The sequence below is a fragment of the Streptomyces sp. JLBG701 genome (genome assembly GCF_058544905.1).
On record NZ_CM178588.1, the window covers coordinates 9,598,281 to 9,623,034 of the forward strand.

The window sequence follows — 24,754 nt, forward strand, 5'->3', positions numbered from 1 at the left end:
AACAGAAGGAAGCAGAGGCGATGACACCCCCCACATCCACAGCGGGTTCGGCCTGCTCCACCCGCCGTTCCTTGAGTGCCCTACTGACCGGTCTGGCCCTGACGATCGGTCTCACGGCCATGTCGCCGACCGGCCAGGCGACCTCCCCGGCTTCCGGTGAACCGGTCAGATCCTGCGCGAGCCTCACCGAGTTGACCTTCACCGACGGCACCCGCGTCACCGGCGCCGAGGAGACGGACGCCATCTGCCATGTACGGCTGCTCGTACCCGGCAGTATCAACATCGCGGTCTCTCTCCCGGCGCACGACTGGAACGGACGCTTCCAGGGCGTTGGAGGCGGCGGTTACGCAGGCGTCCTCACGCCCCCCGACGCCGCCGCGAAAGCGGGCTACGCCGCGGCGGTAACCGATACCGGCCACACCGGATCGCCCTTGTCCGGCGCCTGGGCGTGGTCGCCGACCGGGATGAGGCAGGACCTCATCACCGACTTCGCCCAGCGTTCGGTGCACGAGATGACCGTCAAGGGCAAGGCGGTGACCGGCGCCTACTACGGAAAGGCCCCCGACCACGCGTACTGGAACGGCTGCTCCACCGGCGGCCGACAGGGCCTGATGGAGGCCCAGCGCCACCCGGAGGACTACGACGGCATCCTCTCCGCGGCACCCGCCATCAACTGGGACCGGTTCATCCCGTCGGAGCTGTGGCCCCAGGTCGTGATGCGGGAGAGCGGCCATGTCGTCAGCTCCTGCACCTTCGAAGCGGTCAACAAGGCGGTCGTCGCCGCCTGCGACGGCAAGGACGGCGTCACGGACGGGATCGTCGACCCCCGTACCTGCCGCTTCGACCCGTCAAAGCTGATAGGTACGGAGACGTCCTGCGGCACCATCACCGCCGAGGACGCGGCTGTGGTCAAGAAGATCTGGCAGGGTCCGCGCCGCAAGAACGGCTCCTTCCTCTGGTATGGGCTGACGCCGGGCACCTCGTTCGCCGGGCTCGCCGGCAGCACTTCCACCGGCCAGGCCGCGCCGTTCCCGATCACGACCGACTGGTTCACTTACTGGCTGGCCAAGGACCCGGACTTCGACTGGCGCACCGTCACCATGGCCGGCTTCGCCGACTGGTTCGACCGGTCCCGGGCCGAGTACCACGACGTGATCGGCACCGACGACCCCGACCTCCGCGCCTTCCGTGACGGGGGCGGCAAGCTCGTCCTGTGGCACGGCTGGGCCGACCAGCTGATCTTCCCGCAGGGCACGATCGACTACTTCCAGCGGGTGGCCGCCGTGATGGGCGGACAGAGCCGCACCGAGCGGTTCGCGCGGCTGTTCATGGCCCCGGGCGTCGCGCACTGCGCCGGCGGTCCCGGCGCCGCCCCGGTCGATCCGCTCGCCGCGCTGGTGAAGTGGGTCGAGGAGGGCAAGGCACCGAACACCCTGACGGGGGCCAACGGGGAACTCACCCGGCCGCTGTGCCGCTGGCCCTCCGTTACCCGCTACACGGGCCACGGCAGTACGTCCGATGCCGCCAACTTCCGCTGCGCCGCAGCGTACGGCCCACAGCGCCGGTAACCCATACATCAACGTTCTACAGAACCTTGACGTATATAGGTTCTTCTGTAGAAGATTTCCCTGTCGGTATCCGAGCCGACGCGAGGAGGAGCTCGTCATGGTGGTGGTGTCCTTCGACCGAAGCCCGGACGCGTACCGGCACTGGAGGCTGAGTACGGACGGGCCGGTCGCGTGGCTGGAGATGGACGTCGACGAGCAGGGCGGCCTGGTCCCCGGCTACGAGCTGAAGCTCAACTCCTACGACCTGGGCGTGGACATCGAGCTCTACGACGCCCTCCAGCGGCTGCGGTTCGAGCACCCCGAGGTCCGCTCGGTGGTGCTGACCAGCGCCAAGGAGAAGGTCTTCTGCGCCGGGGCGAACATCCGGATGCTGGCGGGCTCCTCCCACCAGTGGAAGGTGAACTTCTGCAAGTTCACCAACGAGACCCGCAACAGCATGGAAGACGCTTCGGAGTACTCGGGGATCACCTTCATCGCCGCCGTCAACGGCTCCTGCGCGGGCGGCGGCTACGAACTCGCCCTGGCCTGCGACCGGATCCTGCTGATCGACGACAACTCCTCGGCGGTCGCCCTGCCCGAGGTCCCACTCCTCGGCGTGCTCCCCGGCACCGGTGGCCTGACCCGGGTCACCGACAAGCGCCGCGTCCGCAAGGACCTCGCCGACCTCTTCGCCACCCGCAGCGACGGCGTACGCGGCAAGACGGCGGTGGACTGGCGGCTGGTCGACGAGGTCGTCCCACGCCGCGACTTCCGCACGATCGTCGAGCAGCGCGCGGTGGAGGCCGCCGAACGCAGTTCCCGTCCGGCGGACGCCCGGGGCATCGCCCTGACGCCGCTGGAGCGTGAGGTCACCGAGGCCGGCATCGTCTACCGCTACGTGCGCGCGGAGTACGACCGCCCGCTGAGCCTGGTCCGGATCACCGTACGAGGACCCGACGAGGACGCCCCGACCTCGCTGCACAGCCAAGGTGCCGACGGCTGGTTGCTGGCCATGACCCGCGAACTGGACGACCTGATCCTGCGGCTGAGGACGAACGAGCCCGAGCTGGGCACCTGGGTGCTGCGAACGGAGGGGGATCCGGAGCATGTACTGGCCCACGAGCGAGCCCTGTTGAGCGCCGAGGACTGGCTCGGCAACGAGCTCCTGCACTACTACAAGCGCACCCTCAAACGCCTCGACGTCACCAGCCGCAGCCTCATCGCCCTGATCGAACCGGGCAGTTGCTTCGCCGGGCTGCTGCTGGAGCTGGCCCTCGCCTGCGACCTGCAGTACATGCTGGACGGCCCGCCGATCGAGGACCCCGACAGCGACGCACGCGCCCACCTCGCCCTCTCCGAGGCGAACTTCGGCGCCTTCCCCATGGGCAACGGCCTCACCCGCCTCCAGTCCCGCTTCTACCAGCAGGACGACCACCTTGACTGGCTGCACCGCGAGGCCGGACACCCCCTGACCCCCGCCCAGGCCCGCGAACTCGGCCTCGTCACCGACGCACCCGACGACATCGACTGGGAGGACGAGATCCGCATCGTCCTGGAGAGCCGTGCCGCGCTGAGCCCGGACGCGCTCACCGGCATGGAGGCCAACCACCGGTTCGTCGGCCCGGAGACGATCGAGACCAAGATCTTCGGCCGGCTCACCGCCTGGCAGAACTGGATCTTCATACGCCCCAACGCCTCCGGCCCCGAAGGCGCCCTGCGCCGCTACGGCACCGGTCAGAAGGCGGTCTACGACCGGAAGCGAGTGTGAGCCGATGCCCACGAAGATCGACTACGACTCCAGGATCCCCAACAACGTCGCCCTCGCCGACGACCGCCGGCTGCAACGGGCGCTGGAGGGCTGGCAGCCCAAGTTCCTCAACTGGTGGGGGGAGATGGGCCCGACCCTGGAGAACCAGGGCGTCTATCTGCGCACCGCCGTGGCCGTCGGCCGCGACGGCTGGGCCCACTTCGACCACGTCGACGTCCCCGACTACCGGTGGGGCATCTTCCTGGCCGAGCCCACCCCCGACCGCCGGGTCGCCTTCGGCGAGCACATGGGCGAGCCGGTCTGGCAGCAGGTGCCCGGCGAGTACCGCGCCGACCTGCAGCGCCTGATCGTCGTCCAGGGAGACACCGAGCCGGCCTCCGTCGAACAGCAGCGCCTGCTGGGCCTGTCCGCGCCGAGCCTGTACGACCTGCGCAACCTCTTCCAGGTCAACGTGGAGGAGGGCCGGCACCTGTGGGCGATGGTCTACCTGCTGCACGCCTACTTCGGCCGGGAGGGCCGCGAGGAGGCCGAGGCGCTGCTCTTCCGCAACTCGGGCAGCCCCGACGCGCCGCGCATCCTGGGGGCGTTCAACGAGGAGACCGCCGACTGGCTGGCCTTCTTCATGTTCACGTACTTCACCGACCGGGACGGCAAGTACCAGCTCGGCTCGCTCAAGGAGAGCGCCTTCGACCCGCTCTCGCGGACCTGCACCTTCATGCTGAAGGAGGAGGCCCACCACATGATGGTCGGCACCACCGGCATCGACCGCGTGGTGACCCGCAGCGCCCAACTGATCCGCGAGCACGACACCTTGGACATCGCGGCCTGCGGCGGCATCCCGCTCGACATCATCCAGAAGTACATCAACTTCCACTACACGGTGTCCCTGGACCTCTTCGGCGGCGAGACCTCGACGAACGCGGCGAACTACTACACCGCCGGGCTCAAGGGCCGCTGGCAGGAGGAGCGCCGCAAGGACGACCACCAACTCACCGAGGACGGCGTCCTGTTGGACAAGCCGGCCGGGGACGGCACCTGGGCGCTGGACGAGGTCCCCGCGCTGCTCGCCCTCAACCTGGACCTGCGTGACGAGTACATCGCGGACTGCGAGAACGGCCTCAAGCGCTGGAACCGGATCCTGGACGACCACGGGATCGACTTCCGGCTGAGGCTGCCGCACCCCGGCTTCAACCGGAGCGTCGGTATCGCCTCGGGGCACCACATCACCCCGGACGGAACGATCGTCGACGAGCAGACCTGGGAGGCGAGCCGTCACCACTGGCTGCCCACCGCCGAGGACCTCGCCTTCGTGCGGTCGTTGATGCAGCCGGTGTACGAGCGGGGGAAGATCGCCCACTGGGTCGCGCCGCCGGTCAACGGCATCAACGGGAAACCGTTCGACTTCGAGTACGTCCGCCTCGTCTAAGGGTGCGTGAGCCGCATGACCGAAGTGTTCAACACGGCGGACTACCTGGTCGGCCGGCACCTGCGGGAGGGCAACGGCTCCCGTACGGCCGTCGTCACCCTTGCCCAGAGCCTTACCTACGAGCAGCTGGCGGCCGAGGTGCGCCAGGTGGCGGCCGGACTGCGGGCCCTTGGAGTACGCCCCGAGGAACGCGTCCTGATGTGCATGGCCGACGACGTGGAGCTCTTCACCGGCATCCTCGCCGCCTTCCACATCGGCGCCGTGGCCCTCCCCGCCTCGACCATGCTCACCGGCCCCGAACTGGGCAAACTGGTGACCGACTCGCGCTGCCGGGTCGTGCTGGGCTCCGCCGAGTTCGGACCGGTCGTCAGGGCGGCGCTCCGGCAGGCCCCGGAGGTCGAGCACGCCGTCCTCACGGGGGACGACACGGCCGGACTCCCGGGTCACGTCGAGGGCCACACCTGGCAGCAGTTGCTGGACGGCGGCGTCGGTACACACGACGGGCCGTACCCGACCTGGCCGGACTCGCCCGCCCTGTGGCTCTACACCTCGGGCACCACGGGCATGCCCAAGGCGGCCATGCACCGGCACATCGACATCAAGTTCGTCGCCGAGAAGTACGGGCAGCAGGTGCTGGGCATCGGTCCCGGGGACCGCTGTCTGTCGGTGGCCAAGCTCTTCTTCGCCTACGGCATCGGCAACTCCCTGTTCTTCCCGCTGGCGGCCGGCGGAACGGCACTGCTGGAACCCTCCAGACCGTCCCCCACGCTGTTCGCGAAACGAGCGGCCGGCGACCGGGCCACCGTCCTGTTCGGCGTGCCCGGCTTCTTCGGGCCCCTCCTCGCGAGCACCGACATCCCGGACGACGCCTTCGCGACCGTACGGATGGGCGTCTCCGCCGGTGAGGCACTGCCCGCGCGCATGTACGACGGAATGCTGCGGCGGTTCGGTGTGGAGGTGCTCGACGGCATCGGCTCCACCGAGATGCTGCACATCTTCATCTCCAACCGGTCGGGCCGGGTCCACCCCGGCTCCTCCGGCGAACCCGTACCCGGGTACAAGGTCGAGCTGCGCGACGTCGAGGGCCGTGTGATCGAAGGCGACAACACACCCGGCGAGCTGTACGTGCGCGGGGAGTCCGCCGCCACCGGCTACTGGTGCCGGGCCGAGACCAGCCGCCAGGTCTTCCTCGGCGACTGGGTGCGCACCGGCGACACCTACGTCCGCAACACCGACGGTACCTACACCTGCATGGGCCGCACCAACGACCTGCTCAAGGCCGGCGGCATCTGGGTCTCGCCCGCCGAGGTGGAGGAGCGTCTGCTCGCCCATCCTGACGTGGCCGAGGTCGCCGTGGTCGGCGTACCCGACGCGGACGGCCTGGACAAACCGGTCGCCTGCGTGGTGCCCAAGCCCGGCCGTGAAGTCGATCCCGAGGTGCTCGTGCTGTGGTGCCGCGAGGGCCTGGCCGCCTTCAAACGCCCGCGCGGTGTGATCGGGCTGCCCGAGCTGCCCCGCACGCCCACCGGCAAGATCCGCCGCAACGTGCTGCGCGCGATGGCCCGCGACGGCTCCTGGGCGGAGACGCCGTCCTCGCCGACGGCACCGAGCTGACCCTCTGCCGAATCGCCGAGTCACCGTCAACTCCCCTTCTCCCACGGACTTTCCCTGCCCTCAAGGAGGACGTGCGTGTCCACGCCCCCCGCGGATCACCGCACGGATCTGCTCATCGTCGGAGCCGGCCCCACCGGCCTGTTCGCCGCCTACTACGCCGGTTTCCGCGGCCTGTCCGTGACCGTGCTGGACTCGCTGCCCGAGCCGGGCGGCCAGATCAACGCCATGTACCCGGAGAAGCAGATCTTCGACATCGCCGGATTCCCCGCGGTACGGGGGCGCGAACTCGTCGACCGGCTCCTGGAACAGGCGGCGCCCTACGACCCGTACCACCTCCTCGGCCACCGGGCCGAGACGCTGGAACGGACCGCGGAGGGCACCTTCGTCGTGACCACGCACCAGGGTGCGCGGGTGCGGGCCAAGGCTGTGCTCGTCACCGGCGGCATCGGCACCTTCACCCCGCGCCCGCTGCCGGCGGCGGCCGCGTACGAAGGGGCTGGGCTGGCCTACTTCGTGCGCCGGCCCGACGACTACGCGGGCCAGGACGTCGTGATCGTCGGCGGCGGCGACAGTGCCTTTGACTGGGCCCTCACCCTGCACCCGATCGCGGCTTCCGTGACCCTGGTCCACCGCCGAGACGCCTTCCGTGCGCACCCCGCCACCGTGGCCGCCGTACGGGCCGCGGGCGTGGAGATCGTCACCGAGGCCGAGCTGTCGAAGGTGATCGGCGACGGCCGGAACATCGAGGCGGTCGAGATCACCCGGCGGGCCCCCGGCGACGAGCTGACCCACCACCGGCCCTGCCAGGCGATCATCGCCGCCCTCGGCTTCACCGCCAACCTCGGCCCGCTCCTCGCCTGGGGCATCGACATTGAGAACAGACGGCACATCCCCGTCGACCCCGCGATGCGTACCTCCGTGCCGGGGATCTACGCGGCGGGCGACATCAACGACTACCCCGGCAAGGTGCGGCTGATCGCGGTCGGCTTCGGGGAGGCCGCGACCGCCGTCAACAACGCGGCGCACCACATCGATCCCGAGCAGCCGGTGTTCCCCGGTCATTCCACCGACGTCCCGACGACGGTCCCGGCCGTCGCGTAACTCCGAAGGGGACCGTACGCCCATGCCCTACGTCATCGCCGAGGCGTGTATCGACATCACGGACCGCTCCTGCATGGAGGAGTGCCCTGTCGACTGCATCTACGAAGGCGACCGCAAGCTCTACATCAATCCGCTGGAGTGCATCGACTGCGGCAACTGCGAGCCGGTCTGCCCCGTGCAGGCGATCTCGCAGGACCGCCGGGTGCCGCTGGAGCTGAACGATTTCGTCGCCGACAACAAGCGGTTCTTCACCGAGCCCCTGCCGGGCCGGGACACACCGATCGGCGCACCGGGCGGCGCCGCGGGCCACGGCCCGGCCGGCGCGGACACCGAGCTCGTCGCCGGGTACGAGCCACGCGGCTGAGCCCACGAGCGAAGGAGACACCGTGATCGACGGCGAGACCGTGGTCGACGCGCACGTCCACGCCCCGAGACTGTCCACGCTCAAGCCGGCCTGGTTCGAGTGGGCGGACAGCTTCAGCGGCGATCACCCGTGGCGCGATGCCTACGACGAGCGGGGCGACCCCGTCCCCGAGCGGCTGGACGCTCTGCTGGAGGCTCAGGGTGTGGACCGGGCGCTGCTGTTCTGCGAGTACAGCCCGCGAGCCACCGGTATTCAGCCGATCGAAGACCTGCTGCCCGTCGTCGCGTACAACCCGGTCCGCTTCCGGCTGGTGGCGAACGTCAACCCCCACCTGCACCACCCGGTGGTGGCGGAGGCCGAACGCCAGCTGGACCTGGGCGCGGTCGCCGTCAAACTGCACCCGGTACACGGCGGCTTCGACCCGGCCGACAAGGAGCTGTACCCGCTGTACGCACTCTGCGGCGAGCGGGGCGTCCCGGTCGTCGTGCACTCCGGCACCTCCAGCTTCCCGGGCGCCCGCGCCCGGTTCGGCGATCCACAGCTCCTCCTCGATGCCGTGGAGGACTTCCCCGACGTGCAGTTCGTCTTCGCCCACGGCGGGCGGGGCTGGTGGTACGACACCGCGGCGTTCCTCGCGCTGGCCAAGCCCAATGTCTGGCTGGACCTGGCCGGACTGCCGCCACGCAAACTGCCCGAGTACTACGCCCGGTTCGACCTGCCGAGGCTGGCCACCCGGTGGATCTTCGGCACCGACTGGCCCGGCGTACCCGGCGCCTCCCGCAACGTCGCCGCGCTGCGCGCGCTGGGCCTCCCGGCGGACACCGTCCGGGCCGTGCTGTCCGGCAACGCGGCCAAGGTCTTTCCCGGCCTCGGGGTCTGATCCCGCACCCTGCCGCGCGTGCACCGGTGTCAGACGTGCCCGTGATCCTCGGTCAGCTCGCTCCACCGCTCCAGCGCCGCCGGGCTCCATTCGGCATGCCTGCTGTGGAAGAGTTCGGCTGCCTTGGCGCCGCTCCAGCCCGCGGGCAGCAGCTTCGCAGGCAGACGTGGGTCGAGGAACGGGAAGCGGCGCCACTCGTGCACCAGCATGGTCTGGGCGTGCAGGACTGCGTCGCCGTCGGCGGGGTGCAGGCCCGTGAACTCGTCGATGAACTCCTCGTAGCGGTCCTCGACCTCGCTGAGGTCCCAGGCGCGGGCCACCATGGCCGCCTCGCTGCCGACGGTGCCGTATGTGGCGGTGAAGGACATCGCGTCGTCGGCGAGTCCGAGTTCCTTCAGGACACCGAGGGCCTCCGTCTCGCGGTCGGCGCGTGCCGTGATCCACACGCCGGGCTCCGGGGAGCCGAAGCCGGCCCAGGTCAGCCGGGTGCGCACCCGATGCCGCAGGTCCCGCTTGGCCTCCGGCACCGAGACCAGGACCACCAGCCAGGTGCCGTCCCAGACGCGCTCGCCGCTGCCGAAGTCGTATATGCGCTGCGCGCCCTCGGTCAGCATCCGCCGGCCCGGAGGGGTGAGCGTCCAGCGCACCCGGCGGCCGGCCCGCTCCGAAGCCAGCCAGCCCTCCGCGGCGGTGCGGGCCAGCGCCTGGCGGGCCGACTTCTCCTCGACACCGAACTTGGCCAACGCGTCCACCAGCGCCGACGTCCACACCGGGCGGCTCTGCGGGAGCACGTACTCGCCGAGGATGGTCATGAGCAGCGAGCGCGCGCTGACGTCACCGAGCTCACGCCGCCGGCTGACCACCGGCCGTGTGGCTTCTGCCGTGCCTCTACCGGCTCGTGTCTTGCGGGCCGGTCCGCGCGAAGCGCCCTCCACCATGGTTCTTCACTTCCCTCGCTGCCGGACATGCCGATCTGTCACGCCGTCGTGCGACACCGGCTTCACCAGCGTATCCGGGCATTCCGGTAGTGGAATGCGAAGCCTTTCCTGTCTTTAGACAATATCTTGTCGTCGCGAAAATTATCAGTAGAGTGTGGGTCGGGTCGGCGAGTGGCCGACCAGGACGCGAGCGAGGTGGCAGCCGTGCCGGTCTACGCCCTCGGGCTCTGCGAGCCGGACATTCATCCCAGTGCCTTCGTCCACCCCGACGCCGTCGTGATCGGGAGCGTGCGGATCGGCGCGGAAGCCAGTGTCTGGCCCGGTGCCGTACTGCGCGGAGACCTCGGCGGACGCATCGAGGTGGGCGCCCGCACCAGCATCCAGGACGGCACCGTGCTGCACACCACCGAGCAGTGGCCGACCGTGATCGGCCCCGAGTGCGTGGTCGGACACAACGCTCACCTGGAGGGCTGCACGGTGGAGCGTCGCTGCCTCATCGGCTCCGGCTCCGTCGTCCTCAACCGGGTCACCGTGCGCGAGGGGGCCGTGGTCGGCGCCTGCGCGCTCGTGCCCGAGGACTTCGAGATCCCGGCCAAGACCATGGCTCTCGGTGTCCCGGTCCGGCTGCGCGGGACAGAAGTCGACCCCTCCTGGGTTGAGTACGCCGTACGCACCTACATCGACGCGGCCGCCCGCTACCGGCGCGACCTCAGGCGCATCGACCGCTGAACCCGAGAGCACGGAAAGGTGGGCCCTCCCATGCCCGCGCAACTGCACAGCTACCTCGTCGGCGCCTGGTACGAGGCACCCGACGAGGGCCGCCCTCTCCTGGACGCGGCGACTGGCGTCGAGGTGGCCCGGCTCTCGCAGCGCCCCGTCGACGCCGTGGCCGCGCTGCGTCACGCGCGACAGGTGGGCGGCCCCGCCCTGCGCGAGCTGACCTTCCATCAGCGCGCCGGTCTGCTCAAGTCGCTGGGCAAACACCTGACCGCGCACGCGGACGAGTTCCACACGCTGTCGACCCGCACCGGAGCCACCCGCCGCGACTCCGTCCTCGACATCGACGGCGGCATCGGGGTGCTGTTCGTCTACGGCAGCAAGGGCGCCAAAGAACTGCCGGACGGCCATGTCCTGCCCGACGGCGACACGGAACCGGTCGGCAGGCAGGGCACCTTCGGCGTACGCCACATCCACGTACCGAGGCTGGGCGCGGCCGTTCAGATCAACGCGTTCAACTTCCCCGTGTGGGGCATGCTGGAGAAGCTCGCGCCGGCCCTGCTGGCGGGCCTGCCCTCGGTCGTGAAACCCGCGGGACAGACGGCCTATCTGACGGAACTGGTGTTCCGCCGCATCATCGAGTCGGCCATCCTTCCCGAAGGCGCCGTACAACTGGTCTGCGCACCGCCCGACGGCATCCTCGACGCCCTCACCGGACAGGACCTGCTCAGCGTCACCGGCTCCGCGGTCACCGCCTGCACCCTGCGCACCCACCCGGTCGTCGCCGGTCGCGCCGTCCGCTTCAACGCCGAGGCCGATTCCCTGAACTGCGCCGTCCTGGGACCCGACGCCACCCCCGGCACCCCCGAGTTCGGCCTGTTCACGAAGACCCTGGTCACCGAGATGACCGTCAAGGCAGGGCAGAAGTGCACCGCGATCCGCCGTGCCCTGGTGCCGGCCGGACTCGTCGACGCCGTACAGGAAGCGGTCTCCTCCGAGCTGGACGGCATACGTGTCGGCAACCCCGCCGATCCCACGGTCGCCATGGGCCCACTGGCTGGGCTCGGGCAGCGGGAGGAAGTACTGCGCGCGCTCAAGACGCTCACAGCGGCGGCCCGCGTCGTGCACGGAGACCCCGACCGGTTCGACGTCCTGGACGGTGACCGCGAACGCGGCGCCTTCCTTCCGCCACTGCTGCTGCGCTGCGAGGATCCCGACCGGGCCGAGCCGCACGAGGTCGAGGCGTTCGGCCCCGTGACCACCCTGCTGCCGTACGACGGAACCGCCGCCCACGCGGTCGACCTGGCCGCGCGAGGCGAGGGCAGCCTCGTCGCCTCCATCGTCACGCACGACCCCGACTTCGCCCGCGAGACCCTGCTCGGGGCGGCCCCCTGGCACGGTCGTCTGCATCTCCTCGACCGCACCGACGCCGCGGAGTCCACCGGCCACGGCTCACCGCTGCCGCACACCGTGCACGGTGGCCCCGGCCGGGCGGGCGGCGGCGAGGAGTTGGGCGGCATCCGCAGTGTGCTGCACCACATGCAGCGAACCGCCGTCCAGGGCCCGCCCGACACCCTCGCGACGCTCACCGAACACCGCCCCGGATCCCCTGCTCAAGCGGAGTGAACACCATGGCAGACATCGAGGACCGCCCCCGCGCGGCGGGCGAAGCCACCGGCCGTACGCGGTCGGGAAGGCGGGCCGGACACGGCAGCCGCCTCGTCCAGCGGCTCCTGAAGCTGACGCCCCCGCTCACCAGGGAGGTCGTCGTCCAGCGGAACCTCAGGGTGCCGATGCCCGACGGGACGGTGCTGCTGGCCGACCGGTGGGCGCCGCGAAAGGGTGGCGACGGCCTGCCGACGGCCCTGATCCGCACACCGTACGGCCGACGAGGTCCGATAGTGGCGCTGTCGGCCCCGCCCCTGGCCGAACGCGGCTTCCAGGTGGTTGTCCAGAGCGCCCGCGGCACCTTCGGTTCCGCAGGAGACTTCGACCCGTTCCGGCACGAACGCGAGGACGGTCTCGCCACCCTCGACTGGCTGCTGAAGCAGCCGTGGTGCGGCGACGCGATCGTGCTCACCGGCGGCAGCTACCTCGGCTACGTGCAGTGGGCCGTGGCCGACCGGCTGCCCCCGCAGGTCAAGGCCATGATCCCGGTGGTGACCGAGTCCGCGCTCTCGCTGGACTTCCTCCGCGAGGACGGCTTCTCACTGGAGACGCCGTTCGGCTGGGGCGTCATGGTGGCGGGCCAGGAGCGCCGAGGGGCGCTGCTCCGCCAGATGCTCGACGCGAGGAAGACGCACCGCGCCCAGTTCACCCTGCCGCTCGCCGACGCCGACACCGCCGCGCTCGGCCGCCGCTCGCAGTACCTCCAGGACATCCTCGTCCACGGTGCCGATCACCCGCGCTGGGCCGGGGTCGACCACCGGGCGCGGGTGGCGGAGGTGAGCGTGCCGGTCAGTTCGGTGGGCGGCTGGTACGACATCTTCCTGCCCGGCCAGCTCCGCGACTACCAGGCACTGCGCGCGGCGGGTAGCGAGGCCCGGCTCACGGTCGGCCCGTGGACGCACACGGCGATGAGTGTCTTCGCCCAAGCCGCGGCGCAGACCCTGGAGTTCGGACTCGCCCACGCCCACGGCGAGCAGCCGCCGGAGCGCGCACCCGTACGCCTGTACGTGATGGGCGAGGAGAAATGGCGGGGCTTCGCCTCCTGGCCGCCTGCCGGGTACGCTCCGCAGCGCTTCCACCTCCAGGCGGCTGGCGGGCTGTCACCGCAGTTGCCCGGTGAATCGTCTCCCGACGGCTATCGCTACGACCCGGCGGACCCCACCCCCGCCCTCGGCGGCGTGCGGTTCGCCCCGGGCGACGGGGGCCGGGTGGACAACTCCCGCCTGGAGGCCCGCTCGGACGTGCTCACGTTCACCACCCCCGTCCTGGAGGAGGACGTGGAGGTGATCGGCGAGGTCGAGGCCGAGATCTGGTTCCGCTCCAGCCTGCCCCACGCCGACGTCTTCGTACGCCTCTGCGACGTCGACGAGAAGGGCCGCTCGACCAACCTGTGCGACGGCCTGGTCAGCCTCACCGGCGCGGACGAACTCTCCCGCGCCACCGTCCGGCTGTGGCCCACCGCCCACAACTTCAGGCGCGGCCACCGCATCAGGGTCCAGGTCTCCAGCGGCGCCTTCCCCCGCTACGCCCGCAACCCCGGCACCGGCGAGCCAAGGGCCACCGCCACCACCCTCCACGCCGCGGACCAGCAGGTCTTCCACGACCCCGAGCACCCCTCGGCCGTGCTGCTCCCGGTACGGCAGCCCGACTGACCACCCTCCGTCAGGCGGCCCACCCTGGTATCGCCGTCGACCTGGTCGTTCACCGAGTTCAGGCACCAACGTTCCTCCACGAGAGGGTCATTCGGCTCCGGCCCCGGGCAACAGGCGCGACCCGGCCACGGTGAAGCCGATACAGGCACCGCCGCCGGGGCGGGGACCCGCGGTCACCGTGCCGCCGTGGGCTTCGGCGACGTCGCGGACGATGGCGAGGCCGAGTCCGGAGCCGGGCAGGGCGCGAGCGGTGTCGGCACGGTAGAAGCGGTCGAACACCCGGGGGAGGGCGTCGGCGTCGATGCCCGGTCCACGGTCGGACACGGTGACCGCGCCACGGCGGATGCGCACCTCGATGGGATCGTCGCCGCCGGGGTCGAACTTGGCGGCGTTCTCCAACAGGTTGCCCAACGCGCGCTCAAGGCCCTGCGGGCGGCCACGGACCACGGTGCCGTCGGCGTCGACATGGACGAGGCGACCGGTGCGCCGGTACACGCGCCGCGCGACACGGCGGGCCACCGCGGCGAGCTCCACGGCCTCCTCGGCCTCTTCCTGACCGCCGGCCAGCGCCAGCTCCACGAGTTCCTCCACGAGGTCCGCGAGTTCACCGGTCTCGCCCTCGACGTCGTCGAGAAGCCGGTCGCGGGCCTGTGGGGAGAGCTCGGCGACGCGCCGCAGTACCGCGGCGTTGGTGCGCAGACTGGTGAGAGGGGTCCGCAGCTCGTGGGCGGCGTCGTGCACCAGTCTCTCCTGGGCGTCACGGGCGGCCGCGATCCGCCCGAGCATCCTGCCGAACGACGTGGACAGCCGGCCCACTTCGTCGCGCCCGCCCGTCAGGTCCGCGTGGCCGAGCACGGCCCGCCCGTCGGCACTGACCTCTTCGGCGACCTCGGCCAGCCGTACCAGGCGCCGGGTGATGTGTCCCGCGACCAGCAGACCCACGCCGGCCGCGACCAGCATGACCGCGAGGCTGACCACGGCGATCTCCACGGCCATACCGCCCAGGATCCGGCGGGTCTCGTCGATCCGGACCGCCACCTGCAGCGCGCCCCGCTTCCCGCCCAGCGCGGTGGTCAGCCGACGGTAGGTGCGGCCCGCCACGACGACCTCGGCGACGTCAGGGCGTCTACTCCTCCTTCCTCCGTCACGCCGAGACCGCCTCCGCGCGCTACGGCGTCGATGCGCGAGCGCTGTTGCTGGAGGTCGGGCGCCGCGGGCTGGTCGGCGGGCAGGAGGACATGATCGTGGACATCGCGCTCGACCTGATGTCGGAGGAGCGGGCACCCGCCGCTGTGAGCTGAGCACTCCCGCAGTGTGGTCATGGGGCAAGTGCGGCGACGGTCTCCACCGCGCGGCCCGAGCGGTCGCCGCATGCCCAACCCCGCTAGGGTCTTGCACAGATGACCTTGCCCACGGGCCTCGGCCTGCCGGAACACGGCCTCGTGCAGCACGTCAGGGCTCGCAGAGAATCAACGTGTTGCTTCGCGTGATCCGGCTCGTTGGTCTGCTATGGGTGTTTCCGATGAGGTTCGTGGTCAACTCGCAGTGAAGTTCGGGGTGTTGTTCCTGCATCCGGACGAGCGGCGGCGGCTGATGATGGGGGCCGAGGCCCGGATCCTGGGTCACGGCGCTATCCGGGCGGTCGCGCGGGCGGCCCAGGTCAGCGAGACGACGCTCCGCAAGGGTGTGGACGAGTCGGAGGCCGGCGAGGAGCCTCTGAGTCGGGTACGCAGGCCCGGTGGTGTGAGTCGGGTACGCAGGCCCGGTGGTGGTCGGAAGAAGGTCGTGGACCTTGATCCGGGTCTGCGGCCCGCGCTGCTGGCACTGGTGGAACCTGACGAACGGGGCGACCCGATGTCGCCGCTGCGCTGGACGGTGAAGTCGACCAGAACCTCGCGGCCGAGCTCACTCGTCAGGGGCACAGGGTGAGCGCGGACACGCTCGGGGACCTGTTGCGTGAGGAGGGCTTCAGCCTTCAGGCCGGCGCCACGACCATCAATGTCGCGCAGGTCGGCGGCCTCGTGGAAGCCGTCGACCTCACAGGCGGTGAAGTTCGAGGTCTTGTGTACGACAATGCGCGCGGGCTGGTGGCCGTGGGTGGTGCGGTATTCGGTCAGCGCGTCCAGCAACAGCTGCCGGGCATCGGAGAGCGTCAGGTGGGGCTGGCGGTCGCTACCCCCGGTTCGGGCAGGAAGCCGAGAGCTCCTGCTACCTCGATCTTGCGGATCCTGCTCACCATGACCAAGGGCATCGCCCGCCCCCGCTCCCGCAGTGGTGCTCGTGGCCTGCGTTCCTCTGGCGGTCGCTGCCTGCTATCTGCGCCAGCCCGAGATCGAACCGCTGCTTCCCGGTCGGGGTCGCCCATGAAAACCAGTCGGCGTTGTCAGCGTGACCCTCCATTCTGGAAGTTCACCTGATGACAAGGACTTTGGACCGACCATGACGTTGAACTTCGAAGCAGACCAGCCAGTAGTAGGGCTAAAGAGACAGCAGGCGCTGATCAGGGCCGTCCTCGGCGCGAGTAGCGCAGACGAGTCGCGTTGGCTGGAGTGGAAGTCGCAGCAGGCAGGTCGGGGTCGCGCCGTCCAGGGCTCCGGCGAGGTGGGCGCGGTGGCCTGCCAGGCCGGAGGACTCGGCGGTGACATCGTCCACGCCGGCGACGACGAGGGTGTCGCCGCCGCGTTCGAGCAGTAGATGGCGGTTGCGCAGCGGCTCCCAGCCCAGCTCGCCCATCAGGTCGACCCAGCCCTGGGCCTCGCTGCAGTACTCGTGGTTGCCGGTGATGTAGACCCTGACGGCGGCGGTGCGCGGCTCACTGGCCCTCTCGTGGCCGTGGGTACTCGCCACCGCGGATCTCGGTGCCATGACCTGCATGTTCGTCATGCCGTCCACGCCGACCGGCTCGCTCACCCTGCTGCTCGCGACATGGTGCGTCGCCGGGGCGTGCCTGTGGACGTTCGCCCACCGAGACCCGGCGCCCGCGAAACGTCCGGAACGGCTCGCCCCGGCGGTCACCGGGCTTGCCATGGCGTACATGTTCCTCGCCGCACAGTTCTGGACCTCGTCGGCACCGTCGCACCACGGACACACCATGCAGGACACGCGCGGGATGCCGCAGTACTCATCGCATCCATGAGGTGTGCTGCCCGTCGGCCATCGCCCGGCTCCTCGCGTCCGGCAGCCACTCCAGTCGGGTCAGGACGACTGGCGGACCGCGCACTCGGCGTCCAGATCCTGGGCCAGCAGATCGTGAATCTTGTTCAGCCAGTCCGAGGCGACGGTACGTAGCTCGGTCAGCGGGAGGTACACCGAGGTGAGCGCGGGAACGACGAACTCGCCCTCGGTGAAGTGGTCGGCGTCGACCACGGCGAGGTCGAGGGGAGAGGACCAGCCCAGGTCCGCCATGGCGCCCAGGACGGCGATGCCCATGCGGCCGTCCGCCGTCGCCACGACCGGTTCGTACGCGTCCAGCACCGCCATGGGCTGTACCCGTTCCGTGCGGCGAGTTCGCGGATAGCTCGCTCCATGGGGCCCGGAGCTCCTACAACCCCTGAGGGTCTGCGGGTGCCTGGCGATCTCGTGGCCGTGTGTATGAGCAAGGGTCCCGCCTTCGCGGACACGGATTCGCCGGTCACGACGCTGAGTCTCTGTCCCAGGGGGCCATGGAAGGCGCGGTCACCGCGCTCGTGGGCGCCGTCGAGTCACCCGGGGCCCCTCCCTGGACATGATGCCCCGTCATCCGACCGTACGGGATTCGACCCGGCACCGGTCCGGCTGTGGTGAGAGGGGGTGCGTCGGACGGCGCGAGTGCCGCGGCGTCCCGGGGTGCCCCAGGCACGCCCACATGCGTCAAATTCGACACGGCCAGGTCGGTCGTCGCCCGGCAGCCCGCACTCCACCTCGGCGGAGTGCCGAGGCTCGGACGGTCCGGCAGATCCACGCCCTGATCGTCTGCCCTGGTCGCGCGCTGAGGCCGACCGGAGCCGTAGATGGGCCCGAAGCCGCTTAACGACAAAGAAACACATGCAGGTCGCGGGCGAAATGCAGTCCGGGCATCTTTCCTCTACGAACGTAGAGAAAAACGGCCGCCGCCCCCGCAGGGGTCGGTGCTCGCCACAAGACGCTCGGCATGCCCCCGGAGGGGAACCACTCATGGACGTCCTGTCTCTGTCCTCGCACATCCCGATCGAGCTCCATCCGCTCGATTCCCTCACCCCCGTGGAGATCGACGCCGCTCGCCGCACACTCACCGACGCCGGTCTCGTCACCGCATCGACCCGCTTCGCCTACCTCGGGCTGGAGGAGCCGGCCAAGAGCGACCTGCTCGCGGGGGCTCAGGCCGACCGCCGGGCGCGGGCGCTGCTCCTCGACACGGACCCGGCGGGTGGCCCGGCCCGGGACGTGATCGTCTCCATCACCCACGGCAAGGTCGATTCCGAGCGCGCTCTCGATGCTGCCGTTGACGGTCAACTCCCGGTACTCGACGAGGAGTTCGCGCTCGTCGAGGAGATCCTGGCCACCGACGAGCAGTGGCTGGCCGCGCTCAGGAGCCGGGACCTGGACGTCTCGCGCGTACGGGTCGCGCCCCTGTCGGCCGGTGTCTACGCCCACGAGTACCCCGAGGAGCGCGGGCGCCGCATCCTGCGCGGCCTGGCCTTCGTCCAGGAGCACGACACGGACCACGCCTGGGCCCACCCGGTCGACGGACTGGTCGCCTACGTCGACGTCCTCAACCGGACCGTCGACCGTGTCCTCGATTTCGGCCCGGTTCCCGTACCCGCCGAGCCGGGCAACTTCGACGACCCCGCCGTCACCGGGCCACTGCGCACCAGCCAGAAGCCTATCGAGATCACCCAGCCCGAGGGACCCAGCTTCACCCTCGACGGCAACCTGCTCACCTGGGAGAACTGGACCCTGCGCGTCGGCTTCGACGCCCGCGAGGGCCTGATCCTCCATCAGCTAGCCTTCGCCGGTCGGTCGGTCGTCCACCGCGCGTCGATCGCCGAGATGGTCGTCCCCTACGCGGACCCCTCCCCGGTGCGGTCCTGGCAGAACTACTTCGACACCGGCGAGTACCTCATCGGCCGCTACGCCAACGCCCTCCAGCTCGGCTGCGACTGCCTGGGCGACATCACCTACCTCGACGCGGTCATCGCCGACGAGACGGGCGTCCCGAAGACCCTCCCCAACGCCATCTGCATGCACGAAGAGGACTACGGCATCCTCTGGAAGCACACCGACCTGTGGGCCGGCTCCGCCGAGACCCGGCGCCAGCGGCGCATGGTGATCTCCTTCTTCACCACCGTCGGCAACTACGACTACGGCTTCTACTGGTACCTCTACCTCGACGGCACCATCGAGTTCGAGGCGAAGGCCACCGGCGTGGTCTTCACCTCCGCCCACCCCGGCGGCGACTACCCCTATGCCACCGAGATCGCCCCGGGCCTCGGGGCGCCGTACCACCAACACCTGTTCAGCGCCCGCCTCGACATGGCCGTCGACGGCACCGCCAACCGCGTCGAGGAGATCGAGACGGCCCGGGTGCCGATCGGCCCGGACAACCCGCGCGGCAACGCCTTCGCCCTGCGCCGCACCCCGCTCACCCGGGAGAGCGAGGCCCAGCGCATGGCCGACGCGGGCACCGACCGCGTCTGGCACATCTCCAACCCCACCTCCCTCAACCGCCTCGGCCACCCGGTGGCGTACGCCCTCTTCCCCGAGGGCAAACCCGCCCTGCTCGCCGACCCGGACTCGTCCGTCGCCGCCCGCGCCGCCTTCGCGACCAAGCACCTGTGGGTGACCCGCTACGACCCGGCCGAGCGCTACCCGGCCGGCGACTTCGTCAACCAGCACCCCGGCGGGGCCGGCCTGCCCGCGTACGCCGCCGCCGACCGCGACCTCGACGGGGACGGGAGCGGCCAGGACATCGTCGTCTGGCACACCTTCGGCCTCACCCACGCACCCCGGCCGGAGGACTGGCCGATCATGCCGGTCGACTACACCGGCTTCAAGCTCAAGCCGGTCGGCTTCTTCGACCGCAACCCCACGCTCGACGTTCCCCCCACTCCGACCGCCCACGCCTGCTGCGCACCGGAGGACCACCATGGCTGACCTGACCGCACAACCCGCCACGACCACCACCGCGACCACGCCCGCGCCGGGCCTGCGCGGCTCGATCGGCGTCACCGGAATCGTCTTCCTCGTCGTCGCGGCGGCCGCGCCGCTGACCGCCATCGGCGGTGCCCTGCCCGTCATGTTCGCCATCGGCAACGGCCCCGGCGTCCCCGCCGCCTACCTGCTCGTTGCCGCCGTCCTGCTGCTGTTCAGCGTCGGCTACGCGGCCATGAGCCGCCACGTCGTCGACGCGGGCGCCTTCTACTCGTACGTCACCGCAGGCCTCGGCAGAGTCACCGGCACCGGCGCCGCGGGCCTGGCCCTGCTGACGTACAGCGCGATCCAGGCGGGCGTCTACGGCCTGGCCGGGGTCACCACCGGCGGCCTGGTCACCAAGTACGGCGGCCCCGACCTGCCGTGGTGGACATGGAGCGGACTCCTCCTGCTGCTCGTCGCGGTGCTCGGTTACCGCAACATCGAGGTTGGCACCAAGGTCCTGTCGCTGCTGATCGTGCTGGAGGTCGGCATCGTCGCGGTCGTCGCCGGCGCGGTTCTGGTCCAGGGCGGCGCCGACGGCATCAACCTCACCTCCTTCACCCCGCACTCCTTCTCGGTCGGATCACCCGGCATCGGGGTGATGTTCGCGGTCGCCTCCTTCGTCGGCTTCGAGGCCACCGCCATCTACGGCGAGGAGGCCCGCGACCCCAAGCGCAGCGTCGCGAAGGCCACTTACCTGGCTGTCATCCTGATCGGTGTCTTCTATGCCCTCGCGAGCTGGGCGATGGTGCTGGCCGTCGGTACCGACAAGGTGCAGGGCGCCGCCGCCGCGGACACCTCGGGGCTGGTCTTCGCCATAGCCGGTGAATACGTCGGCGGCGCAGCCTCCGATCTCATGGAGATCCTGCTCCTCACCAGCCTGTTCGCCGCACTGCTCGCCTTCCACAGCGCGATCGCCCGCTACCTGTTCTCCCTCGGCCGCCAGGGCAGCGCGCCCTCGGCGCTCGCCCGCAGCCACGGCCGGCACGGCTCCCCGCACATCGGTTCGCTGGTCCAGACGGCCTCGGCCGCCGTGGTCGTCGCCGCGTTCGCCCTCGCCGGGGCCGATCCGGTGCTCCAGCTGTTCACCTGGATGAGCGGCCTGGCCACGCTCGGCGTGCTGGTGCTGATGATCCTGGTCAGCGTCGCGGTCCTGGTCTTCTTCGGCCGGGGCGGCGCCGACTCCCGCCTGTGGCACACCCGGATCGCCCCGGTGCTGGGCGGGCTCGGGCTGTGCGCGGTGGCGTGGCTCGTGCTGGACAACTTCACGACCCTCATCGGCGGATCCGCCGCCCTGGCCCGTCTCTTCGAGGGCGTCGTGGTCCTGTTCTTCGCCGCCGGCGCGCTGATCGCCGTACGGCGACGGAGCGGCGGCCCGACGGAGTGAGACCTGACGGCGGGGTCCCGGCGCCCGGGCCCCGCCGCCCCCGGCCAGCAGGAGGTACATGTGCAGGACGCGTGGGCCCTCGCCGGTACGGCGGGGGCGGTTCTCTGCCTCGCCGGGCACCTGCCCGGCCCCATCCGCCACTGGGCACCTCATGCGATCGCGATCGCCGTGATGGCACTGATGGTGCCCCGGCACCCCGACCCCGGCGTCCTCCTCGCCGGAGCCGCCGCCATCGCTGTGGCCTGTCTGTGGACCGCCTTCGCGGGCTGCCCCGCACGCCGCCCGGCCGCCGTCGTGGACCTCGCGGCCATGGCCGTCCTCACCGCCGCCACCGCCCGGACCGGCCACGCGGGTGGTACGCACATGACCCACGAGCCCGCCGCCTGGGAGCCGGTCCTCTTCCTCTTCCTGACCGGCTGCTGGGCCGTCGCACGGGCCGCCGCCCACCTCCACGCACGGCTCGGTCTCATCGGGCCGACGCGCCATGGTCCGGGGCACCGACCGCCGTACCGGAGCGTGCTGCTGCGCGAATCCGGAGCCCTGGTCATGGTCGTCAGCATGGCGGCGATGCTTGCCTGAAGCAGCTCCGGCGACATCCCTGGCCAGGCACGAAGTGGGCTAGGGTCGGACCCGGAGAGCAGGACGGGACCGGGGGGGAAGGGCGCATGCCGAAGATCGTCGACCACGACGCACGACGCCGTGAGATCGTCGAGGCGGTGTGGGCCCTGATCGCGCGCCGGGGGCTGGACGCCGTCACCATGCGGGAACTCGCGGCCGAGGCCGGATACGCCAACGGCGCCCTGTCGGGGTACTTCCGCAACAAGGACGAGATCCTCCAGGCCGCCTTCCAGCACGCCTTCGACGCCACCAACGCCCGGGCCCGCCAGGCCATAGGGGAACAGCGCGGACTCGCGGCGCTGCGCCTGCTCTGCCGGGAGATCATGCCCCTCGACGAACTGCGGCTCATGGAAGCCCGCGTCGTGATCGCCTTCTGGGACCGAGCCCTGCACGACGACCACATGGCCGCCGTCCACGAGACCGTCATGACCACCTGGCGCGCCCAGATGCACGGCTACCTCCAACAGGCCCGGCTGGACGGCGACGTGACCACTGCCACCCCGGACGAGACCATCGTCGACAGCCTCCTCGCTGCCCTCATGGGCTTCCAGATCAACGCCCTCTTCGCCCCCGCCGCCACCCCGCGGCGCCAGGAGGCGGTTCTCGACGAACTCCTCGGCGCGCTGGCGCCCTGATCCGGCGGCCCTCGGCCTCAGCAGCCCTCGACGAAGTGTCGGACCCCGTCGGGGGCGGGGCGCAGCAGGCCGTCCCGTACGGCGAGGGCGGTCGCCTCGGCGCGGGAGGCGGAGTGGGTCTTGCGGAGCATGTGCTCGATGTGGCTGTGGACGGTGCGCGGGGAGAGGAAGAGGTGCGCGGCGATGGCCTGGTTGGTGTGTCCCATGGCGGCGCGGGTCAGCACGTCGAGTTCACGGGGGCTGAGGCCGTAGGGCAGCGGGGTGGGGCGGGCGTGCACCAGGACGGCCCGGCGCGGGAGCGCGGAGGGCAGGGGGAGGGTGTGCCGGGCGAGGCCGACGCGGTACCAGACGCGGGCGACGGGCCAGAGCAGGCGCAGGCGCTGTCCGCCGGAGGCGGTGAACTCCCTCAGCAGCGACAGGAATTCCTCGTCGTCCAGGACCGGCGGGCGGTCGCGGCCGGGCAGGCCGAGCGGTCCGTCCGCGGTGACGAGGGCCGCGGAGGCGTCGTCGGGGAGGTCGTGGTGGTCGCGGGCCCGGGCCGTGGGGTCCGCGATGGCGGCCAGCGCCGGGATGATCGAGGCCAGGAGGTGGCGGGTCTCGTGGGTGAAGACCCCGGCGCGTGCCGAGGCCAGGTGGATCATGCCGACGTAACGGCCGTCGTGGTGGAGGGCGCCGCTCATCGCGTCGCGGAAACCGGCGGGGCGGACATGCTCCTCGTAGAACCATCCGCGGCGGTACGGCTGCCCGGCCTCGTCGGAGATGGACGGGGGCAGCGACCCGGTGAGCACCCCGCGATACCAGGGCGTTTGGACGAAGGTCTCGGTCAGCGCCCGCGCGGACGGGCCGGAGGGGTCGCTGTCGGTGGCGGCGACGCACACATGGGCGCCGCTGAGCGGGTCGAGCGCGGTCAGTGTCGAGGCGTCGTTCGGCAGGGCCCGGGCCAGCAGGCGCAGGGCCTCGGCGCAGGCCGAGACGGTGTCGCGCTCACGGGTGAGCATGCCGATGCGGGTGGCCGCCGCGATCTGGTGGTGGCTGATCATCCTCGCCTCCTGCGGTGCGGGCGAGCGACAGAAATGTGTGGTGACAGAGATGTCCGGTGCCCAACGGTAGGGGGCGGCCGTAGGCCGGACAAGCGGTTCATCCACTTGTAACCGGGATCGCGGGGCCCGCGACCGGAGTCGGTATTTGTACGGATGGTGGGCCGTCGCCGTGCGGGGCTTTGCTGTTCGCCACACCGTCACACCGCCGCGCTGTCGAGAGGCCCCGCCATGAGTGACCAGTCCCGTACGTCCCGTAGAGGCTTCCTGGCACTGTCCGGTGGCCTCGGTGCCGCAGCCGTACTGAGCGCGTGCTCCGCGCCGGCCGGCGCGTCCTCGTCGTCCGCGACCCGTTCCGCCACGGCGGCGGACCTGACGAAGATCGGCCTGGACTATCCCTTCACCCAACTCCCGCTCTACACGACCCTCGTCAAGCTCTCCACGGCCGGCGCGAAGAAGAAGGGCGTCACGCTGGTCACCACGAGCGACCAGAGCAGCCCGGACACCCAGGCCTCCAACCTCAACGCCTGGATCAGCCAGAAGATCCCGGCGATCGTCTCCTTCCCGATGGTGTTCGAGGCCACCGAGAAGATCGCCGAGAGCGCGCTCGACGCCGGACTGATCTGGGTCACCTACGGCGGCTCGCTCACCCACCAGAGCGCCGACATCCAGTTCAGCTTCACCGAGGGCGGCAAGCTGCTCGGCGAGGCCGCGGCGAAGTGGGCCAACGAGACGCTGGGCGGCAAGGGCAAGATCGCCTTCCTCACCGACAGCACGATCCAGCTGGGCCGCGACCGTACGAAGGGCATGATCGACGCCTTCACCGAGCTCGCCCCCGGCGTGGACGTCGTCGCCCAGGAACAGGCCATCGACCCCGACACCGGCCTGTCCAAGTCCAACGCGATCCTGGCTAAGCACCGGGACCTCAACATCATCCTCGGTGTCACCGACGCCGCCGCGTACGGCGGGTTCAAGGCGCTCCAGCAGGCCGGCCGTGCCAAGGCCGACGCCAAGACCTTCGTCGGCGGCCAGGACGGCGCGGCGCCCTCGCTCCTCGCGATCAAGCAGGGCACCTTCTACCGGGCCTCCGCCGCGCTCGCGCCCCAGGACATCGCGGCGGCGATCGTCGACGTACCGCTCGCGGTGGCGGCGGGCAAGGCGAACCCGAGCGTCGACGTGCCGATCACCCTGGTCGGCAAGGCCGACACCGTGAAGATCGACGCGCTGCTCGCGCAGAACGCGTGAGGCGGCC

20 protein-coding genes and 3 pseudogenes are annotated in these 24,754 nt (G+C 70.8%); 18 read left to right on the forward strand and 5 right to left on the reverse strand.

Annotated features, from left to right (window positions below; all coding sequences use genetic code 11):
- The first annotated feature begins 20 nt into the window (after positions 1-20).
- The 7 genes from AC5DRG_RS43920 to AC5DRG_RS43950 all read left to right on the forward strand — a co-directional run bounded on the left by AC5DRG_RS43920 (position 21) and on the right by AC5DRG_RS43950 (position 8,700).
- Positions 21-1,568 carry a tannase/feruloyl esterase family alpha/beta hydrolase gene (locus AC5DRG_RS43920; protein WP_491805507.1) on the forward strand — a complete coding sequence of 516 codons (1,548 nt, stop codon included), beginning with the start codon at positions 21-23 and terminating at the stop codon, positions 1,566-1,568.
- Positions 1,569-1,665: 97 nt separating this feature from the next.
- The gene (gene boxC / locus AC5DRG_RS43925; RefSeq protein WP_491805509.1) at positions 1,666-3,315 is read left to right on the forward strand and encodes a 2,3-epoxybenzoyl-CoA dihydrolase; all 1,650 of its coding nucleotides are present in this window, start codon (positions 1,666-1,668) and stop codon (positions 3,313-3,315) included.
- A gap of 4 nt (positions 3,316-3,319) precedes the next feature.
- Positions 3,320-4,741, forward strand: a complete 1,422-nt coding sequence (boxB, locus tag AC5DRG_RS43930; protein ID WP_491805511.1) for a benzoyl-CoA 2,3-epoxidase subunit BoxB — start codon at positions 3,320-3,322, stop codon at positions 4,739-4,741.
- A gap of 15 nt (positions 4,742-4,756) precedes the next feature.
- Positions 4,757-6,355, forward strand: coding sequence for a benzoate-CoA ligase family protein (locus tag AC5DRG_RS43935; protein WP_491805512.1), 1,599 nt, complete (start codon positions 4,757-4,759; stop codon positions 6,353-6,355).
- A gap of 75 nt (positions 6,356-6,430) precedes the next feature.
- The gene (locus tag AC5DRG_RS43940) at positions 6,431-7,456 is read left to right on the forward strand and encodes an NAD(P)/FAD-dependent oxidoreductase (protein WP_491805514.1); all 1,026 of its coding nucleotides are present in this window, start codon (positions 6,431-6,433) and stop codon (positions 7,454-7,456) included.
- 22 nt (positions 7,457-7,478) lie between these two features.
- Positions 7,479-7,820 (forward strand): ferredoxin, encoded by a 342-nt coding sequence (fdxA, locus tag AC5DRG_RS43945; protein ID WP_491805516.1) that lies wholly within the window; start codon positions 7,479-7,481, stop codon positions 7,818-7,820.
- A gap of 22 nt (positions 7,821-7,842) precedes the next feature.
- Positions 7,843-8,700: an amidohydrolase family protein gene (locus AC5DRG_RS43950; RefSeq protein WP_491805518.1), complete on the forward strand. Its 858-nt coding sequence runs from the start codon at positions 7,843-7,845 to the stop codon at positions 8,698-8,700.
- A gap of 29 nt (positions 8,701-8,729) precedes the next feature.
- Here the strand turns inward: AC5DRG_RS43950 and AC5DRG_RS43955 are convergent, their stop codons facing one another.
- Positions 8,730-9,563, reverse strand: coding sequence for a PaaX family transcriptional regulator (locus AC5DRG_RS43955; RefSeq protein WP_491805520.1), 834 nt, complete (start codon positions 9,561-9,563; stop codon positions 8,730-8,732).
- 246 nt (positions 9,564-9,809) lie between these two features.
- On the opposite strand from AC5DRG_RS43955, the gene AC5DRG_RS43960 reads away from it, so the two are divergent.
- Genes AC5DRG_RS43960 through AC5DRG_RS43970 form a run of 3 tightly spaced genes read left to right on the forward strand, consistent with a single transcriptional unit; the run spans position 9,810 to position 13,675 of the window.
- Positions 9,810-10,367: a gamma carbonic anhydrase family protein gene (locus tag AC5DRG_RS43960; RefSeq protein ID WP_491805521.1), complete on the forward strand. Its 558-nt coding sequence runs from the start codon at positions 9,810-9,812 to the stop codon at positions 10,365-10,367.
- Between the two features lie 30 nt (positions 10,368-10,397).
- Positions 10,398-11,981, forward strand: coding sequence for a phenylacetic acid degradation bifunctional protein PaaZ (gene paaZ / locus AC5DRG_RS43965; RefSeq protein ID WP_491805523.1), 1,584 nt, complete (start codon positions 10,398-10,400; stop codon positions 11,979-11,981).
- Between the two features lie 5 nt (positions 11,982-11,986).
- Positions 11,987-13,675 carry a CocE/NonD family hydrolase gene (locus tag AC5DRG_RS43970; RefSeq protein ID WP_491805525.1) on the forward strand — a complete coding sequence of 563 codons (1,689 nt, stop codon included), beginning with the start codon at positions 11,987-11,989 and terminating at the stop codon, positions 13,673-13,675.
- Between the two features lie 87 nt (positions 13,676-13,762).
- Here the strand turns inward: AC5DRG_RS43970 and AC5DRG_RS43975 are convergent, their stop codons facing one another.
- The gene (locus AC5DRG_RS43975; RefSeq protein WP_491805527.1) at positions 13,763-14,776 is read right to left on the reverse strand and encodes a sensor histidine kinase; all 1,014 of its coding nucleotides are present in this window, start codon (positions 14,774-14,776) and stop codon (positions 13,763-13,765) included.
- A 20-nt stretch (positions 14,777-14,796) separates the two neighbouring features.
- Between AC5DRG_RS43975 and AC5DRG_RS43980 the strand changes: the two are divergent.
- Positions 14,797-14,976, forward strand: a pseudogene (locus tag AC5DRG_RS43980) (4-hydroxy-2-oxovalerate aldolase); the annotation flags it as partial.
- A gap of 208 nt (positions 14,977-15,184) precedes the next feature.
- Positions 15,185-15,684 (forward strand): annotated as a pseudogene (locus AC5DRG_RS43985) (ISAzo13-like element transposase-related protein); the annotation flags it as partial.
- Between the two features lie 532 nt (positions 15,685-16,216).
- Here the strand turns inward: AC5DRG_RS43985 and AC5DRG_RS43990 are convergent.
- Positions 16,217-16,483, reverse strand: a pseudogene (locus tag AC5DRG_RS43990) (metallophosphoesterase); the annotation flags it as partial.
- Between the two features lie 55 nt (positions 16,484-16,538).
- On the opposite strand from AC5DRG_RS43990, the gene AC5DRG_RS43995 reads away from it, so the two are divergent.
- Entirely contained in the window at positions 16,539-16,811 is a 273-nt protein-coding gene (locus AC5DRG_RS43995; protein ID WP_491805529.1) for a DUF5134 domain-containing protein, read from the forward strand.
- Between the two features lie 59 nt (positions 16,812-16,870).
- On the opposite strand, the gene AC5DRG_RS44000 is transcribed toward AC5DRG_RS43995, so the two are convergent.
- Positions 16,871-17,299: a substrate-binding domain-containing protein gene (locus tag AC5DRG_RS44000; protein WP_491813323.1), complete on the reverse strand. Its 429-nt coding sequence runs from the start codon at positions 17,297-17,299 to the stop codon at positions 16,871-16,873.
- A 528-nt stretch (positions 17,300-17,827) separates the two neighbouring features.
- On the opposite strand from AC5DRG_RS44000, the gene AC5DRG_RS44005 reads away from it, so the two are divergent.
- From AC5DRG_RS44005 to AC5DRG_RS44020, 4 genes are all read left to right on the forward strand, one after another.
- Positions 17,828-19,786: a primary-amine oxidase gene (locus AC5DRG_RS44005; RefSeq protein ID WP_491805530.1), complete on the forward strand. Its 1,959-nt coding sequence runs from the start codon at positions 17,828-17,830 to the stop codon at positions 19,784-19,786.
- Entirely contained in the window at positions 19,779-21,212 is a 1,434-nt protein-coding gene (locus tag AC5DRG_RS44010; protein ID WP_491805531.1) for an APC family permease, read from the forward strand. The genes AC5DRG_RS44005 and AC5DRG_RS44010 overlap by 8 nt, the downstream gene beginning before the upstream one ends.
- Positions 21,213-21,272: 60 nt before the next feature.
- Positions 21,273-21,791 carry a hypothetical protein gene (locus AC5DRG_RS44015; RefSeq protein ID WP_491805532.1) on the forward strand — a complete coding sequence of 173 codons (519 nt, stop codon included), beginning with the start codon at positions 21,273-21,275 and terminating at the stop codon, positions 21,789-21,791.
- A gap of 86 nt (positions 21,792-21,877) precedes the next feature.
- Positions 21,878-22,465, forward strand: coding sequence for a TetR/AcrR family transcriptional regulator (locus AC5DRG_RS44020; protein ID WP_491805533.1), 588 nt, complete (start codon positions 21,878-21,880; stop codon positions 22,463-22,465).
- Positions 22,466-22,482: 17 nt separating this feature from the next.
- Here the strand turns inward: AC5DRG_RS44020 and AC5DRG_RS44025 are convergent, their stop codons facing one another.
- Positions 22,483-23,505 (reverse strand): helix-turn-helix transcriptional regulator, encoded by a 1,023-nt coding sequence (locus tag AC5DRG_RS44025; RefSeq protein WP_491805534.1) that lies wholly within the window; start codon positions 23,503-23,505, stop codon positions 22,483-22,485.
- Between the two features lie 228 nt (positions 23,506-23,733).
- Between AC5DRG_RS44025 and AC5DRG_RS44030 the strand changes: the two genes are divergently transcribed.
- Complete coding sequence (locus tag AC5DRG_RS44030; protein ID WP_491805536.1) at positions 23,734-24,747, forward strand: sugar ABC transporter substrate-binding protein; 1,014 nt, start codon at positions 23,734-23,736, stop codon at positions 24,745-24,747.
- Positions 24,748-24,754 lie beyond the last annotated feature (7 nt).

Bases quoted from the DNA above. Each gene is read 5' to 3' on its own strand.
- AC5DRG_RS44025 (WP_491805534.1), bottom strand. From the start codon at position 23,505: ATGATCAGCCACCACCAGATCGCGGCGGCCACCCGCATCGGCATGCTC.
- boxC (WP_491805509.1), top strand. From the start codon at position 1,666: ATGGTGGTGGTGTCCTTCGACCGAAGCCCGGACGCGTACCGGCACTGG.
- AC5DRG_RS44010 (WP_491805531.1), top strand. From the start codon at position 19,779: ATGGCTGACCTGACCGCACAACCCGCCACGACCACCACCGCGACCACG.
- paaZ (WP_491805523.1), top strand. From the start codon at position 10,398: ATGCCCGCGCAACTGCACAGCTACCTCGTCGGCGCCTGGTACGAGGCA.
- AC5DRG_RS43995 (WP_491805529.1), top strand. From the start codon at position 16,539: ATGACCTGCATGTTCGTCATGCCGTCCACGCCGACCGGCTCGCTCACC.
- AC5DRG_RS43970 (WP_491805525.1), top strand. From the start codon at position 11,987: ATGGCAGACATCGAGGACCGCCCCCGCGCGGCGGGCGAAGCCACCGGC.
- boxB (WP_491805511.1), top strand. From the start codon at position 3,320: ATGCCCACGAAGATCGACTACGACTCCAGGATCCCCAACAACGTCGCC.
- AC5DRG_RS44005 (WP_491805530.1), top strand. From the start codon at position 17,828: ATGGACGTCCTGTCTCTGTCCTCGCACATCCCGATCGAGCTCCATCCG.
- AC5DRG_RS43920 (WP_491805507.1), top strand. From the start codon at position 21: ATGACACCCCCCACATCCACAGCGGGTTCGGCCTGCTCCACCCGCCGT.
- AC5DRG_RS44020 (WP_491805533.1), top strand. From the start codon at position 21,878: ATGCCGAAGATCGTCGACCACGACGCACGACGCCGTGAGATCGTCGAG.
- AC5DRG_RS44030 (WP_491805536.1), top strand. From the start codon at position 23,734: ATGAGTGACCAGTCCCGTACGTCCCGTAGAGGCTTCCTGGCACTGTCC.
- AC5DRG_RS43935 (WP_491805512.1), top strand. From the start codon at position 4,757: ATGACCGAAGTGTTCAACACGGCGGACTACCTGGTCGGCCGGCACCTG.
- fdxA (WP_491805516.1), top strand. From the start codon at position 7,479: ATGCCCTACGTCATCGCCGAGGCGTGTATCGACATCACGGACCGCTCC.